Here is a 16,799-nt window from a genome sequence, read left to right on the forward strand (position 1 = left end):
ATCAGCACCAACGCCAGCAACATCGGTTCGTTGTCAACCGGCCTGAGCACCACTAACAGCAACGTGACCTCGTTGTCGACTTCAACTTCGACCGGCATCAGCACCAACGCCAGCAATATCGGTTCGTTGTCGACCGGTCTGAGCACAACCAACAGCAACGTAACGTCGTTGTCGACTTCGACTTCGACCGGTATCAGCACCAACGCCAGCAACATCGGTTCGTTGTCAACCGGCCTGAGCACCACTAACAGCGACGTAACATCGCTGTCGACTTCAACTTCGACCGGCATCAGCACCAACGCCAGCAACATTGGTTCGCTGTCGACCGGTCTGAGCACAACCAGCAGCAACGTAACGTCGTTGTCGACTTCGACCTCGACCGGTATCAGCACCAACGCCAGTAACATCGGTTCGCTGTCGACCGGCCTGAGCACTATCAACAGTAACGTGATTTCGTTGTCGACGTCGACTTCCACCGGCATCAGCACCAACGCCAGCGATATCGGTTCGTTGTCGACTTCAACTTCGACTGGTATCAGCACTAACACCAGTAACATCGGTTCGTTGTCCACTGGCTTGAGCACAACCAACAGTAACGTGACTTCGTTGTCGACCGGTCTGAGCACAACCAACAGCAACGTAACGTCGTTGTCGACTTCGACCTCGACCGGTATCAGCACCAACGCCAGCAACATCGGTTCGTTGTCAACCGGCCTGAGCACAACCAACAGTAACGTAACGTCGTTGTCGACTTCAACTTCGACCGGCATCAGCACCAACGCCAGCAACATTGGTTCGCTGTCGACCGGTATCAGCACCAACGCCAGCAATATCGGTTCGTTGTCTACTGGCCTGAGCACAACCAACAGCAATGTGAGCTCGTTGTCGACTTCCACTTCGACCGGCATCAGCACCAACGCCAGCAATATCGGTTCGTTGTCGACTGGCCTGAGCACGACCAACAGCAATGTGAGCTCGCTGTCGACTTCGACTTCGACCGGCATCAGCACCAACGCCAGCAACATCGGTTCGTTGTCAACCGGCCTGAGCACCACTAACAGCAACGTGACCTCGTTGTCGACTTCAACTTCGACCGGCATCAGCACCAACGCCAGCAATATCGGTTCGCTGTCGACCGGTTTGAGCACAACCAACAGCAACGTGACCTCGTTGTCGACTTCGACTTCGACCGGTATCAGCACCAACGCCAGTAACATCGGTTCGCTGTCGACAGGGCTGAGCACGACCAACAGCAACGTGACTTCGTTGTCGACGTCGACTTCGACCGGCATCAGCACCAACGCCAGCAATATCGGTTCGTTGTCGACCGGTCTGAGCACAACCAACAGCAACGTAACGTCGTTGTCGACGTCGACTTCGACCGGTATCAGCACCAACGCCAGCAACATCGGTTCGTTATCCACTGGCCTGAGCACCACTAACAGCAACGTGACCTCGTTGTCGACCTCGACTTCGACTGGCATCAGCACCAACGCCAGCAACATCGGTTCGTTGTCAACCGGCCTGAGCACAACCAATAGCAACGTGACTTCGTTGTCGACCTCGGCGTCGACTGGCATCACTTCCCTGTCAACCGGCCTGAGCACAACCAACAGCAACGTGACCTCGCTGTCGACTTCAACTTCGACTGGCATCAGCACCAACGCCAGCAACATCGGTTCGCTGTCCACTGGCCTGAGCACAACCAACAGTAACGTGACCTCGTTGTCGACTTCGACCTCGACTGGCATCAGCACCAACGCCAGTAACATCGGTTCGCTGTCGACCGGCCTGAGCACTATCAACAGTAACGTGACTTCGTTGTCGACTTCGACTTCGACCGGCATCAGCACCAACGCCAGCAACATCGGTTCGTTGTCCACTGGCCTGAGCACCACTAACAGCAACGTAACATCGCTGTCGACAGGGTTGAGCACCATCAACAGTAACGTGACCTCGCTGTCGACTTCGACTTCGACTGGTATCAGCACCAACGCCAGCAATATCGGCTCGCTGTCGACTGGGTTGAGCACGACCAATAACAATGTGTCGTCGCTGTCGACAGGGGTTGCCAACTCGGTTCAGTATGATAACTCTGGCCACACCAGCGTTACTCTGGGTGGAGTTGGCGCCACGGCGCCGGTGACTCTTACCAATGTGGCTGCCGGTGTGAATCCAACCGATGCGGTGAATTTCAATCAGTTATCGTCCTTGTCTACCTCGATGGCGACCGGCATCAATTCGCTGTCAACCGGCTTGAGCACGACCAATAGCAACGTGACCTCGCTGTCGACCTCGACCTCGACCGGGATCAGTACGGCGCAAAGCGGCGTAAATTCATTGTCAACGGGGCTGAGCACAACCAACAGCAATGTGTCCGCGTTATCGACATCGACATCGACTGGTTTGAGCACGGCAGCAAGCGGCATTAATTCGCTGTCGACCGGTCTGAGCACCACCAACAGCAGCGTATCGTCGTTGTCGACCTCGACTTCAAGCGGCTTGAGCACCGCCGTGAGCGGTATCAATTCTTTGTCAAGCGGTGTTGCTTCGATATCAACCGGGCTGGGACAACTGACGTCGCTGACGACAAGCATGACGAGCTTTAGTTCATTGTCGACGTCGCTGAAGCCTCTCGCAGATGCATCAAGTGCTGCTACAGCTAATGGTGCGACGATTGGTGCCACTACCATTGGCGGCGCCAACAGCGACGGCACGGTGCAGACGCGCGGCGCTAACGGCACGGTGGTCAGCAATGTGAATCCGGCAACGTGCGGCACAGTGTCGGGCATCGACGCAACCGGTTCAGGTTTGTGTGCACAGGCGACCAAAGCAGGCGCAACGGCATTTGGTTCGAACGCACAGGCAACCGACACCAATACTACAGCTGTAGGTTTCCGTGCGGTAGCTTCGCAGGCCGGATCGGTGGCGATCGGGAATAACGCCCAGGCGACTGGCGATCCTACTGTCGCGATTGGTCAGAATTCGCTGGCTTCAGGCAATAACTCTGTCGCGACCGGCGCCGGTGCCCAAGCCACCGGAACCAATTCGGTGGCGCTGGGTGCCGGTTCGATAGCGGCTGAAGCCAATACAGTATCTGTCGGATCTCCTGGCAGTGAGCGCCGTATTACTAACGTGGCGGCCGGTATCAATCCAACGGATGCGGTTAACGTTTCTCAGTTAAGCAATTCAATGAATAATTTGAATAATTCGCTTAATCAAGTTAATCAGAAGGCTAATCAAGGGATTGCCGCGGCAACGGCGATTACGATGATTCCACAAATACCTAACAATAAGAATTATTCAGTTGGGTTGGGAGTTGCTAATTATGCTAATCAGGCGGCGGTTGCTATTGCAGTACAAGGCCGAGTTAATGAGAATTTAAGCTTCAAGATAGGTGCAGGTGTCAGCGGTAGTCAGGCCACCTACGGCGCCGGTGCAAATTTCGGATGGTGATTATTCAAATATAGTATGGTGTGACCAAAGAGGTGGCACCGCTTGTCCCAATGGGAGGAGCGGTGCCCGAAATGACCGTTTGCACATTGCCACGTCAAATAGATATGCGCATTTATGTATACATCGGACAGGCAATGACCGTCGCGCTCAGATGCAAGTGAACGCATGCGCTCAATTCCCAAGCGCCGTTTGTCGTCGCCGCACTTGGGACACCAGTGCTTCCTGATATCGAGCGGATTTGACTTCCATTCGTGACCGCTGGCGCACTGCCATCGCAGCGGATTATAGTTGCTCAGATAAGCGTCCGAAAGACACTGGCCGCCACGACTGGCGGCAATTTCGCGCATCTCTTGTAGCGTCGCTCCTTGACTATCGTGGAAGCAAAGCATGCACCAATGCCCTTCAAGTACGATTTTCGCTGAACCTTGCCAGCGATGACCTTAGGCGCACTCGAACTGGAGTGCTGCTGCTGCGTTAAGGTAGTGCTCAGAAAGACAGCGGCCGCCGCGTTTCTTCGTAATATTCAAAAGATCGGATAGTGATCCGCGCGTAGCGTCTATTGCACAAATGCCGCACCAGGCTCCGCGTTTAACGTTGTTCGGGGTAGCGTGCCATCGGTGTTTTTTGCGCATTCCCATTCAAGATTCGAGTGCACGTTTTCATAGATTTTCGAAAGCCAGCGACCACCGCGGTCGACGGCCATCGTATGCATCATCTCGATCGTCATTCGTGTCGATCCACGACGTTTAGGCGACAACATTATAGCTGTCTGAAATTAAACGCGGCGGCGCCGAAATGGATCGTGGCTATCCTGAATCGGGAACTTGTCAATTGGATCCACGGCATAATTTTCTGCAAGGGCCAATTTAATCGTCGTGACAGGTACCGCATACTTGGTTGCAAGCGTCCGTAAAGGAGTAAGGCTCCCGGCGTTGATCAGTTCCCTATACAAATCATTAATGGGGTAACGTTCGCAGGGCGTGAGCGTTTGCGTCACTAGAAGATTCTTGTCTGGCGTCGCCGTGCTGGCAATCACCCCGCCTTGCAAATCGGTATTGCCGTTGACGTTCACAATAAAGCCACCGTCACCAGCCTTGATGCCGGACTGCTGCCCGACGCTGGCGTAATTGCCATTGACCTTGCTCTGGCTGGCATTGACGCTGCCGGACGCGCCATAGCCGATAGTGACGGTGCCGCCTATGCTTTGGTCTTTGCAGGTATAGGTGCTGGTGTCTTGCAGGCTCTGGATGTTCAGATTGCCTTGGCCGCTGGTGCCGACATTGGCAAACACCTGATTGCCGCTGGCTACCGCACCCTGGAGATTGGTGTCATGACCGGACGACAGTACCAACGTATTGCCGGCTGAGACGTTGCTGTTGACATTGGTCACATCGGTGCCATTGCCGGTGCCACGGCTGCCGGAAGCACTGGCGGTAATGCCAAAGGCCCAGCCGTTTTGCCCATACGTGGCCGCAACGCCGATCGCGCCGCTTTTTGAGGAACTGGTCGATTGCTGTGTATCGGTGCTTTGCGCCGCTTGCAGATTGATGTCGTCATCGGCTTTGAGCAACGCATTTTGGCCGGCACTGATGTTACTGCCGATGATATCGATGTTGCTCGCTTGTCCCGCACCGGTGGCCGTCATCATGACATTGCCACCGGCTTTGACGTTGGAGCCGACCACCGTGCTGCTGCTTTGCGTGCTTTGACTGTTGCTGCTGGAAGAGCCGACCGTTAAGCTGATCGTCACGCCAGTGGCAGGGCTTTTCCCTGCGGCCACTCCCGCCGCAGCGGCGCTGTAAGCGTTGTAAGCAGTCGATGCTGCTGCCGCACCAGCGGGCACCTTCATGCAGGTGTCATCGGTTTTACTAGACGCCGACGCCATGCTTTGTATACCCTGCACTGCCGTGATCACCAGCGCAGAAACCGCCAATGTCAGACCGCTCTGTTGATAGGCACTCGTCTGGTTCGTAGTGCTGGTGTCATTGACCGCCGTGACGTTGATCTTTTGTGCGACGCCGCCGATGTCGCCTTGCATCACAATGACGTTGCTGCCGCTCTAGTTGTAGGTATTGCCAGCGTTGATATTGGCGTTACCGCTGATACTGCCAACGGTACTGCTGTTGTTGGTCACCGCACTACTGGTCTGGGTCGCGTCTTGCGAACGGTTACCGACCGTAAAGCCGATACCGCCGCTGCTCATCAAGCCCGATTTGGTGGACTGGTGCAACGCCGTATCCGTCTCCGTGCTTTGCGAGGCCAGAATATTGACATTGTTGCCAGCGTTCATGTTCAAATCATTGATCGCCGCAATGCCGCTGCCGCGTACCGTGATATCGTTGCCAGCCGTCACTTGCACCGCATTGCCGCCAGCACTGACCTGCGCCATTGGACTTTACAAAAGTTCACCTTTCATGCTGCAAATTCGCGACTTTTTGTATCGCGTTGTAACGATAAAACAACGATTTTTCCCAAGAAAATAATGCCTACGCGCGAGTCAAACTCTCGCTGCTCAAAAACCCCCACACAAAATGCGTCAAATCGCGTCAATCAGTTGCAACCGATTTTCCCGCGCAGCTTGAAGATTTGATGTTGTGGTGAGCCGCGTTAAAAGCGGTGTATTTAATCTTCAGCGCAGGCGTTGGAAGACTGGATTGAGCCAGCCTTGATGGGGAAGCCGTAACACGACGCAGCTCTTATCTGTATTAGCACAGACTCAGCAATATGGAATTCAACGGGTGCTGTTGACTTGTGATACCGTCCTGCTCGCAAAGCGCAATGAATTTCTTGTGGATGGTTTTGACACTTACTTTTGACTCATGAACCAAGCCCTTCTGCTTAAGCTTGAGTTACACATCACATCAACGCTTCCTTGATTGCTGGTAGGGAGGCCGCGTCGACCTATCCGGATTAAGCGTCGAGCGTGTAAACTCGTCGACATTGTCGAGCAGTTTGTCGAGACATATGCAGGCCTCTTCTTCATTGCTTTCAGCAATAGCACGCGCTATGCAAGCATGTAGCCGGGCGGCGACCGGTAAATTTGCCGAATCACGATAATGCGCAAACCAGAAACGACTAGACAAACCCTGAATCAATCGCATTGCCGAAACCGCAAATTCGTTGCGCGCGGTGCTCAGCAGCAGTTTGTTAAATTCGAGATCCATCGCCAGAAATGCTTCGCCATCGTTAGTTTTAGCTGCACGGTCCATGTCCTTGGCCAGCGTCAAAAAATGCTGACGCTCTTCCGGTCTTGCACGGCGTGCGGAAGCACCAACCAGATAACGTTCGACTTCGCGCCGTACTTCCAACATGCGCAACTGCTTGCTGACATCCATTTCCGAAATGACGATGCCACGCTTCGGAAAAATAACGACTAACCCATCACGCGCAAGCATTTGTAATGCCTCACGTACAGGTGTGCGTCCCAAGCCGAGTAAATTAGCCAGCATATTTTCCGACACTACCTGCCCTGGCTTCAGCTCCAATGTAACGATTAATTTTTCGATTGTGGTGTAGGCCTGGCTAAAAAAACTTTGTTCTTCCAGGCCCGTCTCACTCGTTATTACGGGCAGATCATTCTTCATACAATTCCGGTTTTGTTATTGTGAACCCGGCGAGCTTACAGTACCCGCCAGGATCGCTATTTTATCGCGTTAATATTCGCGCCTCCCCAAGACCGCACCTTTTGACAACGGTTGCACCAATGTCTGGTACATCGCCAGCCAGCCTTTTTCTGTAGTCGGCGGACGTGCCGGCAATGCAGCCAGCCGTGCTTCCAGCTCCGATACCGGGACATCCAGGGTAATTGCCCTGTTATTCAGATCAATGACTATAATATCTCCGTTTTTAACAACTGCCAAAAGTCCGCCCTCGGCAGCCTCTGGCATTACTTGTCCAATCGTTATGCCGCTGTTGAGTCCGGATAATTCACCGTCTGTCACCACTGCAACGGTAGCGCCCAGCCCTGCCCCCACCAATGCCGCCATGAAAGATGCCGCAAAGACCGTGCCGGGGCCACCCTTGGGTCCTAGCATGCGCAGCACCACTACATCGCCCGGCTGAATGGTTTTTGTTTCCAGCGCCGCAATTGCGACGTTTTCATCTTCGAATACGTTGGCTTTGCCTTTGAAATTACGCACGTGAACCGGTACCGCCGACAGCTTCACAATGGCGCCGTCCGGTGCCAGGTTACCGCGAATGATGGTCAGACCCGGTTCGTCGCGGAAGGCGTTGGTGGTCGGGCGAATCACTTTTTCGTCGGGAGTTCCAACTTCGGCCAGGTTGTCAGCTAGCGTTCTTCCGGTGACGGTCAATACGCCGGTTTCAAGCACATCTGTCAGTTGTTTCATGACACCCGAACAGCCGCCGGCAGCCTCCAAATCTTCGATCCGATCAGGGCCGTTGGGACGTACTTGCGTGATTTGTCCAAGTTGCATCGCCGCAACTTCGAACTCGCGGATAATGTCGATCTTGCATTCGCTCTCCGCTGCAATCGCCGTTAAATGACGGACCACGTTGACTGATGCGCCGATAGAACAGGCTACCCGCACCGCGTTCCGAAATGCTGCCGCGGTCATGATTTGGCGCGGACGAATATCATCTCGAATCAATTCGACAATCTTGGCTCCGGCTGCGCGAGCATATGATTGCATACGACTGCTATTGGCGCGTATCGGCGCGTTGCCGGTTAACGTCATGCCCAATGCCTCTGCCATGCAATGCATCGAATTGGCAGTAGCCAACCCGGCGCAAACTCCAGGTCCCTGAATCGCGCACTTGGTCATTTCGGTCAGATCGGTCAGGGTGATGCTCTTGGCCTTGACCGAACCCACTGCTTTATATACTTCTTCGATATCGACATGATGTTCACCGCATTGCGTTCCAAGCTGGTAGCCGCAAGTGACGACGATGCTGGGGATGTCGAGGCGTCCGGCGGCCATCAATTGACCCGGGGTGGTTTTATCGCAGGATGCCAGCATCACCATGCCGTCCAGCACGGCACCTTCAACTTGTACTTCAACGTCGTTGACCAACAGATCACGCGATGGCATGAGGTAACGTCCCTGTTTGCCAGCGCTGGTGATGAAATCGGATGGCGCCACGGTACGAATTTCAAGCGGGATTGCACCGGCAGCACGGATTGCATCCGCAACGATCTCCGCTACCTGATCGAGGTGCTGGTAGCACACGGACAATTTATTGGACGAATTGACTATGGCGATTTTTGGTTTATCGAAATCCTCTTCCGAATAGCCCATGGCCAGCCATTGTGCGCGCCGAACTGCCCAACGGGTGGTGCCTGGTTCGAAGATGCTGCGAAGATTTTTTGTCATTCCTGTTTCCTCTTTTCTCTTAGTCAAGTTGGGCTCCATCGCGATTAAGCAACAGACGTATGTCTTCTCCGACGATGCGGTTGGAAGGAATATTTTCTTTGACGGCCAGAGCAGCAGCATGACCGATGGCATGTCCGTATGAAAAGCATTGCGCTGTGACCCGCGCAGAAGCGACCGCTTCATGCTCGGCTGATAGACAGCGACCTGCAACGAGGAGCCCTTCACCGCGCTCCGGGACAAAGCAACCAAACGGCACTTCGTAATAATCGTCCAGCAACCATTCGACTTTCGGCCTTGCGCCGGCGTGCAGTTCTATCGGCCACGGCGAACGGGCGATGCCGCTACTGAATTTTTCACCACGCAGAATGTCGACATTGCGCAACGTGGCGGCTCCTTTGATCTGACGGCTTTGTCGTACGCCAACCTGCACGCCGGTGTCGTTGACCCAACTACCCTCGCAGCCGATCAGCTTATCGCGAAAGAAGCGCGCATATTCCCGTACCTGGCAACGACCTTCAAATTCGGCATCGGTAAAATCTTGATAAAAAACCGGATTCAATTCGCGGCCATCGGGTCCTGTAATACGCGTGCAGTTGGCGAGTAATTCGCCGGGGCGTGTGGTTGGAAACAACCATATCTTGTTACGCGGAAGAGCATATCCATGGCCGTCGCAGGCTGCGATCAGTTGTGACACCTCTGCCGGCATGATGGTGTCGTTGCCGTAGCACGCAAGAAAGCGCTCGACGTCGACACCTAGCAGACGAAAAATCATGGTCGGATTTTGCACTCGACCGTTATCACCCATTGCGGTAGAAAAACCGGCCATCGCGGTTGGAGTGGCATCCCCGCTAGCATCGATCGTAATGGCTGCTTCGATACGAAGCTTGCCCTGCGTCGTATACACCATCGCACCGCCGACATGCTCGCCATTGAGCAGCATATCGGTCACCGTAGCGTGATAAATCACCTGAACTCCCGCATCCCTCACTAACGCGTCCGCGACCTCCCGCCACACCAGCGGATCATGCACGCGGGTGTAAGTTTTGCCGTATTTGACCGGGGCGGCGAGTCCACCTTTATGTTCCATCAAATCAATAAAATCGTCGATAAATCCATGGACTATTTTTTCGGGCGGCGCATTACTGTCGCTGGCCTTGTACAAACCGCAGACCGTACCCGACAGACCTGCTACAGCACCGCCTCCGCAAAAGCCGTATTGCTCCACCAGCGTTACCCGACATCCCTGCCGGGCAGCTGTAACGGCAGCTGCAACACCGGCCGCGCCACCGCCTACTATCAGTACGTCGGTTTTCACTAAGGATTCCGGCCGCTTGTCTTGTACTGCAAACAGGTTTGGATTGCGCATCTACTGTTCCTTACAAAAATGATCCACTTGAATTCAAGTTATTGACATGATAAACATCGTCATATATGGTATCAACATACTGCTAACATATCAATGGCATGTTGACAATTGTATTCCAGTAAAGGTGCAACGTAGCTAGTTGCGGTGGACAGCCGACACAGACTGGTTGTAATAAATGTTCAATCAAGTAGACCGACTAATATAAATATAAGGAGAAACGGAAATGGGCAAGCGCATTCCGTACCGTTGGATCATTGCAATCGTTTTATTCATCGCTTACAGCATTCAGTATCTGGACCGTGTAAAAAGCAATGTGCTTAATCCACTGATTTCAGCCGACCTGGGACTTAGCACTGGAGATATCGGGACCGGTGCTTTTTTGATGCTATTGTTTTACGGCCCGGCACAATTCGTGTCGGGCATTCTGACTGATAAATTCGGCGCCAAAAAAGTATTGATATTTTCGATCGTAGCCTGGTCGGTAATGACCGCCTGGATGGGCTTCGTGCATTCACGTGAAGAATATCTGTGGCGCATGGCCATATTTGGGTTTTTAGTTGGCACGGAATATGTGCCCTCTGCGCGTATTTTGATGCGCTGGTTCAACAAAGATGGGCGCGCGCGCGCGCAGGCGCTCCTATCCTGGGCGTGGATATTGACGCCGGCCTGGGCCAGTGTATTGGCAACGCAATGGGCGGCTCACGCGCATGACTGGCGTATCGTGTTCTTCGTCACCGCTTCGCTTGGCATAATTCCGCTGCTATTGATTGTATTCGTGGTACATGATCGGCCTGAGAAATATGCAAAAAGCACTGTCGACGATCTTGAATATGCCTATGCCGATGAAATCGAGGCCGGCACGATCAAGAAAGGGGAATACCGTGACAGTCAGAAAACCATTCTTGGTGACACGCCAATCCGATTCCGTGATTTTTTCAAAAACCGCAGCTACGTCGCAGTATTGTTCGTCGATATCGTCATGCAAATCACGCTGTACGGTGCTCTGATCTGGGTACCACTGTATCTCACTGACGTGTTCGGCTTCAAACTGCAGCAAATGGGCTTATGGAGTGCGATGTATTTTATGGCAGGCGCGGTCGGCAGCTTTACCTCCTCCTACCTGTCAGACAAACTTTTCAAAGGCAATCGCCGCATCATGATCCTGACGTGTTTTATCGGGCTCGCGCCTTTCATTATCCTGCTAGCGACCTTGAAGCAAGCCGATCAGTCCTTGTTACTGCTTGCGTTATGCGGCATGGGTTTTTTCGGCAACATGGCATGGGGACCGTTCCTGGCAGTACCCGCCGAAATCTTTACACCCGAGGTGTATGGCAAGGCTATGGGGTTTATTAACGGTGCCGGTTATACAGTGGCCGCATTTTCTGCAAAAATATTCGCCGCGCTGGTGGTGATCAACGGCGGTGTGAAAGATTATTCGAATGGTTGGTATTTCATTGCGTTCTGTGTCGTCATTGGAGTAATCGCGGCAGGATTTATCCGAACCGACAAGCAAGAAACTGCGCACGTTAAAAACCTTTTGGAGGCAGGCAGGTCTCGCACCAATACTCTTAGAAACAGTTAAGGCATTTAGTAGTATACAAAGCACGCAACGTTCGGACGTCGGACGTTGCGCCGCAAGAATTTCCGAATCTAAAAATTCATATTGGGTTAAAGCCGTTGCTCAGGCTCGTGTGCCAATGGACAACGCTGAATGTGAACAATTGAAAAATCCATGCTTTGATAAACGTTTTTTCGTAGCATTGAAATAGATTCTGCCTTAACTTAGGTTGCGGGTTCAAAGCAAATACACCGCTTGAATTTGCAAATCACAACTTTTAAAAGGACGTAACACTATGAATAAATCTGAATTGATCGATGCCATTGCTGCAGATACCGACATCTCGAAAGCCATCGCGCAACGAGTATTGAATTCGGTGATTGAGCATGTGATCAAGACCGTGACTAAAGGCGACAGTGTTCAATTGATCGGATTCGGTTCGTTCTCCTCTGGCAAACGCGCCGCGCGCGTTGGTCGCAATCCAAGCACTGGTGAAGAAATTAAGATTGCCGCCGCCAAAACCGTGAAATTCACGGCTGGCAAGGGATTCAAAGATGCGGTAAACAAAAAGAAAAAATGATATCAAACAAGCTGCTTGAAATCGCTCTTGTGGCTTGTTCGTTTTTGCTGGCAACCTGCGTCACTATTCCGGCTGGAGCGGGTAGTCTCCCAGAAAAACCTTCCGTGTACGATCTGCCAAAAGATGTGCCAGGAGCCGATGGAATATCCTCTGTTTCAGGCACAGCTATCCCCCATTCGTATTCCTACAGCAAATCGACGTCACCGCCCATTCCTGATGCCTCAAATGAGAAGGATCTGTTGCACGAACATACAATAACGCCCAGGAAAAGCTGTCATCTTGACGGGGATATACGCTTACGCTTCAATCGAAGTGACGTCGTCCAACGCGGTATTGCCTCTTGGTATGGCCCAGGTATTCGTGGCCGTAAATCGGCGGACGGCGAGCGCTTCGATATGAATTCGATGACGGCGGCACATCCTAATCTGCCGTTGCATAGTTGGGTGCTGGTGCGCAATATCCGTAACAACAAGATGGCTCTGCTTAAGGTGACCGACCGCGGGCCGTATAGTAACAAGCGAATTCTCGATGTATCTTACGCGGCTGCAAAACAACTGGGTTTCGTTCGCAGCGGTACTACTCAGGTCGAAGTCCGCCAGTTATCGCATAGCGAAGTCAGTTGGGTTCGTCGTCAGCTTGATGCCGGAATCGACGTATCAGCTGGAGATGGTTTTCACGGTGCGGTTGATGCCGGCGATGCGTCAGCAGATAAAGCACAACAGAAGATCCATTACGACGACAAGTGATCGATCCGCTCTCGATTTTTGATAAATGCGTTAACAATGCGGCCTAACGGCATGTTGTGAAAATCATTACTCTCAAGGAATTAAATGGGAAAGCCCTCTCGCCCCTCCTGGCTTCCACGCGCCATCCGCTGGACCGGCATTACCATCGCCGTCGTTCTGGTGCTGGCGCTGATCAGCTGGCTGGTGGTACCACCGGTCGCCAAGCATATAGTTGAACAACAGATCGAAGCCCAGATAGGACGTAAGGCCAGCGTAGGCAAACTCGCTTTCAATCCGTTCACTCTCACACTCATAGCCTCCGATTTCACGCTGTACGAACCTGACAAGACCACCCCGGCCTTTTCTGCCGGCACGCTGCTGGTTAATACCTCCTTTGCTTCACTGTTCCGTCTGGCACCGGTGCTAAATGAAGTCCAATTGATCAATCCTAAGCTGCATATCGTGCGCACCAGCGCCGACGGCATCGGCCGCTACAATTTTTCGGATATCATCGACCGCATCCTGGCGATGCCCAAGAGCGATAAGCCAGCCCTGTTTTCGGTCTCGAATATCCAGCTGCAAAACGGCGCCATCAAGTTCAACGACAAGGTAACCGGCAAGCTGGTCGACATCGAAACACTGAACATCGACCTGCCTTACGTCTCGAATTTCCCCAGCAAGGTTGATACCTTCGTCCAGCCGCACGTATCGGCTAAGATCAACGGCACCCCCTTCTATCTCAAGGGACGCAGCAAACCGTTTGCCGGCAGCCAGGAAACCTCGCTGGCGATCGATATCGACCAGCTGGATGTCGCCAGCTATGTCGCCTTTTCCCCGGTCGCTCTGCCGCTGTTGATCCAGAGCGCCAAGCTGTCCACCACGCTAGATTTGACCTTCGTCCGCAACAAAAACCGGCCGGAGGTCGTGCTGTCCGGCGGCTTGCGGCTGGCTGATCTGGCGTTGGCCGACAAGAACGCCGAGCCGCTACTGAAAGCGCAATTCATCAGCGCCCAGATCAATAAGCTGAATATCCTTACCGGTGCCGCCGCGCTCAACCAGATAGAGATCCAGAAGCCGGAAGTCTGGGTCAACCTGAGCGCCAATGGCAGCCTCAATTGGGCGACATTGAACGCGCCGGCCGCCAAGCAGAAAATCGTCAAGAATGCGTTAAAGAAAAGCGCCGCCGTTCATCCGCCGCTAACCTTGGGCAAGCTCAGCATCCACGACGGCATAGTGAATTGGCAGGACGCAGCCAATGCATCGCCGGCGCTGAATCTGCAAGTCAAGAATGTCGCCCTGGAGGCGAGCCGTCTGTCGATGGCGGCTGACGCCACGCCTGCCACCTTGACGCTCTCCACTGGCGGCGACAGCGACCGGCACATCCAGTTCATCGGTCAGATCACACCGGCCAAGGCGATGCTGGCCGGCAAAGCCAGTATCAAGGCCTTGTCGCTGGCGACTTATCAGCCCTATGTCAACCGCTCGCTGGCAGCGTTATTGTCCGGCCAATTGTCGCTGGATACCTTGCTCGCGATCGAGGGCGGTCGCATCCAGCTGCGTCAGTTGGGCATCGATGTGGATGATCTCAAGGTCGCCGCAAAAAACAGCGCCAGCGGCAGCATCGCGGCCAAGAAAATCAGCCTGGAAAACGCCAGCCTGGACACCGAAGCACATACCTTCAACGCCAATGCCTTCCGTATCGCTGGCATCCAAGGCGATGTCAGGCGCAATGCCCAGGGTGAACTGAATCTGCAGCAATTCCTTGTGCCGGCCGGCACGCTGGCCAAGGCAGCGCCGAACGCAACTGCCAAGAAGAGCGGGCCGGACTGGGTCGCTAATGTGACGCAGTTTGCCGTCACCGACAGCAGCGTGACCTACCTCGACAATACAGTGACGCCTGCAGTCAAACTACGCACCAGCGGTCTCAACCTGAGTGCAGAGAATGTCTCCAGCAAGTTCGACAAGCCGATCAAGGTCGCACTGCACGCCCAGCTCAGCAAGAACGGTAAACTGGCGGTCGACGGCAAAATTGCCGCCCATTTGAAATCGGTGGCGCTCGATATCGATGCGCAAAACCTGTCAGTGCCGGCGCTGCAGCCCTACTTCACCGACTTCCTGAACGTGACACTGAGCTCTGGCCTGGCCAGCACCAAAGGCAAACTATCGCTGACGATACCTGGCGACCACCAGGAAATGATGATCGGCTATAACGGCAATCTGCTGCTGGCCAATTTCCGCGTGCTCGACAAGGAGACCTCTGCCGATTTCCTCAAGTGGAAAATGCTCGACATCAGCGGCATCAATGCCAATATCGACGGCCCGCACCAGAACGTTGCACTGGCGAAGATCGCCCTGAGCGACTTCTATACCCGCATCATCTTGTCCGAGACGGCCAAGATAAATCTGCAAGACATCGTGGTGTCAAAAAACGCCCCGCCCGGCGCACCGGCACCCTCCCTGACTTCCGCCGAGGCGGGCGAAGGCATGGGCCAAGGCACGCCGAAAGTCACCACGCCGCCTACCGCAAACACGACCACTAGCGCCCCCATCGCTGTCGCGCCGCCAAAGGAAAATGCGCCGTTGATCAAGATCGGGCAGGTAGTCATCAAGGGCGGCAACATCAACTACACCGACAACTTCGTCAAGCCGAACTATACCGCCAACATGACCGGCATGAACGGTACCATCGGCGCGATCGCTTCCGACAAGCCTGCGCCAGCGCCGATCGACCTTAACGGCAAGATCGACAACGATGCGCCGGTCACCATTTCCGGCTCCCTGAATCCCTTGTTCAAGCCGATGTTCCTCGACATCAAAGCCAGCGCCACGAACGTCGAATTACCACGCTTGACGCCGTATGCAGCGAAGTACGCTGGCTACGCCATCGAAAAGGGTAAGCTATCGATGGGCATCAGCTATCACATCGAGAACGATAAACTGGTAGCGCAGAATAATGTACGTATCGACCAACTCACTTTCGGTGACAAGATCGACAGCCCGACTGCCACCAAGCTGCCGGTGCTGCTGGCAGTAGCGTTGTTGAAGGACCGCAACGGCCAGATCAACATCGATCTGCCGATTTCCGGCACTCTGTCGGATCCGGAATTTTCGATAGGCGGCATCATCGTCCGCATCTTCATCAATCTCATCGCTAAAGCCGTGACTTCACCATTCGCGCTGATCAGCTCGGCCTTCGGTGGCAGCGGTGGCGATGAACTAGGCTATGCGGAATTCCCACCTGGATCGGCGACATTGAGCACCGCCACCCAAGGCAAACTGGACATCATCGCCAAGGCGCTCAATGATCGCCCTGCCCTGAAACTGGATCTGATCGGCCGCGTCGATCCGCAAACCGACACAGACGGCGTACGCCAAAAAATTCTCAACCGCCAGCTGGAGAAGCTGAAACAAAAGGATTCGGTGGACCAGAGCGAAGATACACAATCGGATGACGTCACACTGACCGCCGCCGATAAGGACAAATACATGGGCAAGGTGTACAGCGCCGGTAAGTTCGACAAGCCGCGCAACGCTATCGGCTTCGCCAAATCGCTGCCAACCGCGGAAATGGAAAAATTGATCGTCGCCAATACGCCGATCTCCCAGGATGCCCTCAGCGCCCTCGCCACGCTCCGTGCTGAAGCAGTCCTAAAGTATCTGGAAACCAAGGGGAAAATCCCGCTAGAGCGAATTTTCTTGATCGCTCCGAAGCTAACCGCTGATGGTATCAAAGACAAGGGTGCACCGAACCGTGTCGATTTCGCTTTGGAATAAGAATGTA

Annotated in this window: 9 protein-coding genes and 2 pseudogenes; 6 read left to right on the forward strand and 5 right to left on the reverse strand. The window is 53.8% G+C overall.

Annotation, left to right across the window (positions count from 1 at the left end; translation table 11 throughout):
- Positions 1-447: 447 nt before the first annotated feature.
- Positions 448-3,270: pseudogene (locus GEV47_RS19855) on the forward strand (ESPR-type extended signal peptide-containing protein); the annotation flags it as partial.
- Between the two features lie 18 nt (positions 3,271-3,288).
- Positions 3,289-3,456, forward strand: a pseudogene (locus GEV47_RS19930) (YadA-like family protein); the annotation flags it as partial.
- Positions 3,457-4,231: 775 nt separating this feature from the next.
- Here GEV47_RS19930 and GEV47_RS11195 read toward each other — a convergent pair.
- The 5 genes from GEV47_RS11195 to GEV47_RS11215 form a co-directional block, all read right to left on the reverse strand.
- Positions 4,232-5,494 (reverse strand): hemagglutinin repeat-containing protein, encoded by a 1,263-nt coding sequence (locus tag GEV47_RS11195; protein ID WP_228124684.1) that lies wholly within the window; start codon positions 5,492-5,494, stop codon positions 4,232-4,234.
- A gap of 21 nt (positions 5,495-5,515) precedes the next feature.
- A complete protein-coding gene (locus GEV47_RS11200; RefSeq protein ID WP_153234868.1) occupies positions 5,516-5,845 on the reverse strand; it encodes a hemagglutinin repeat-containing protein in 330 nt (109 codons plus the stop codon).
- Between the two features lie 472 nt (positions 5,846-6,317).
- Positions 6,318-7,040 carry a GntR family transcriptional regulator gene (locus GEV47_RS11205; protein WP_153234869.1) on the reverse strand — a complete coding sequence of 241 codons (723 nt, stop codon included), beginning with the start codon at positions 7,038-7,040 and terminating at the stop codon, positions 6,318-6,320.
- Positions 7,041-7,109: 69 nt separating this feature from the next.
- Positions 7,110-8,789, reverse strand: coding sequence for a dihydroxy-acid dehydratase (gene ilvD / locus GEV47_RS11210; RefSeq protein ID WP_228124673.1), 1,680 nt, complete (start codon positions 8,787-8,789; stop codon positions 7,110-7,112).
- A 19-nt stretch (positions 8,790-8,808) separates the two neighbouring features.
- Entirely contained in the window at positions 8,809-10,155 is a 1,347-nt protein-coding gene (locus GEV47_RS11215; RefSeq protein WP_153234870.1) for an FAD-dependent oxidoreductase, read from the reverse strand.
- Between the two features lie 223 nt (positions 10,156-10,378).
- Here GEV47_RS11215 and GEV47_RS11220 point away from each other — a divergent pair, with 223 nt between their 5' ends.
- The 4 genes from GEV47_RS11220 (at position 10,379) to GEV47_RS11235 (ending at position 16,792) form a co-directional block, all read left to right on the forward strand.
- Positions 10,379-11,737, forward strand: a complete 1,359-nt coding sequence (locus GEV47_RS11220; RefSeq protein ID WP_153234871.1) for an MFS transporter — start codon at positions 10,379-10,381, stop codon at positions 11,735-11,737.
- Positions 11,738-12,008: 271 nt separating this feature from the next.
- Positions 12,009-12,293, forward strand: a complete 285-nt coding sequence (locus GEV47_RS11225) for an HU family DNA-binding protein (RefSeq protein ID WP_153234872.1) — start codon at positions 12,009-12,011, stop codon at positions 12,291-12,293.
- A complete protein-coding gene (locus GEV47_RS11230) occupies positions 12,290-13,039 on the forward strand; it encodes a septal ring lytic transglycosylase RlpA family protein (protein ID WP_153234873.1) in 750 nt (249 codons plus the stop codon). Before GEV47_RS11225 ends, GEV47_RS11230 begins: the two co-directional genes overlap by 4 nt.
- An 84-nt stretch (positions 13,040-13,123) precedes the next feature.
- Entirely contained in the window at positions 13,124-16,792 is a 3,669-nt protein-coding gene (locus tag GEV47_RS11235; protein ID WP_153234874.1) for a DUF748 domain-containing protein, read from the forward strand.
- Positions 16,793-16,799: the final 7 nt, after the last annotated feature.

It is taken from the genome of Glaciimonas soli (genome assembly GCF_009497155.1).
Taxonomy (GTDB): Bacteria; Pseudomonadota; Gammaproteobacteria; order Burkholderiales; family Burkholderiaceae_D; genus Glaciimonas; species Glaciimonas soli.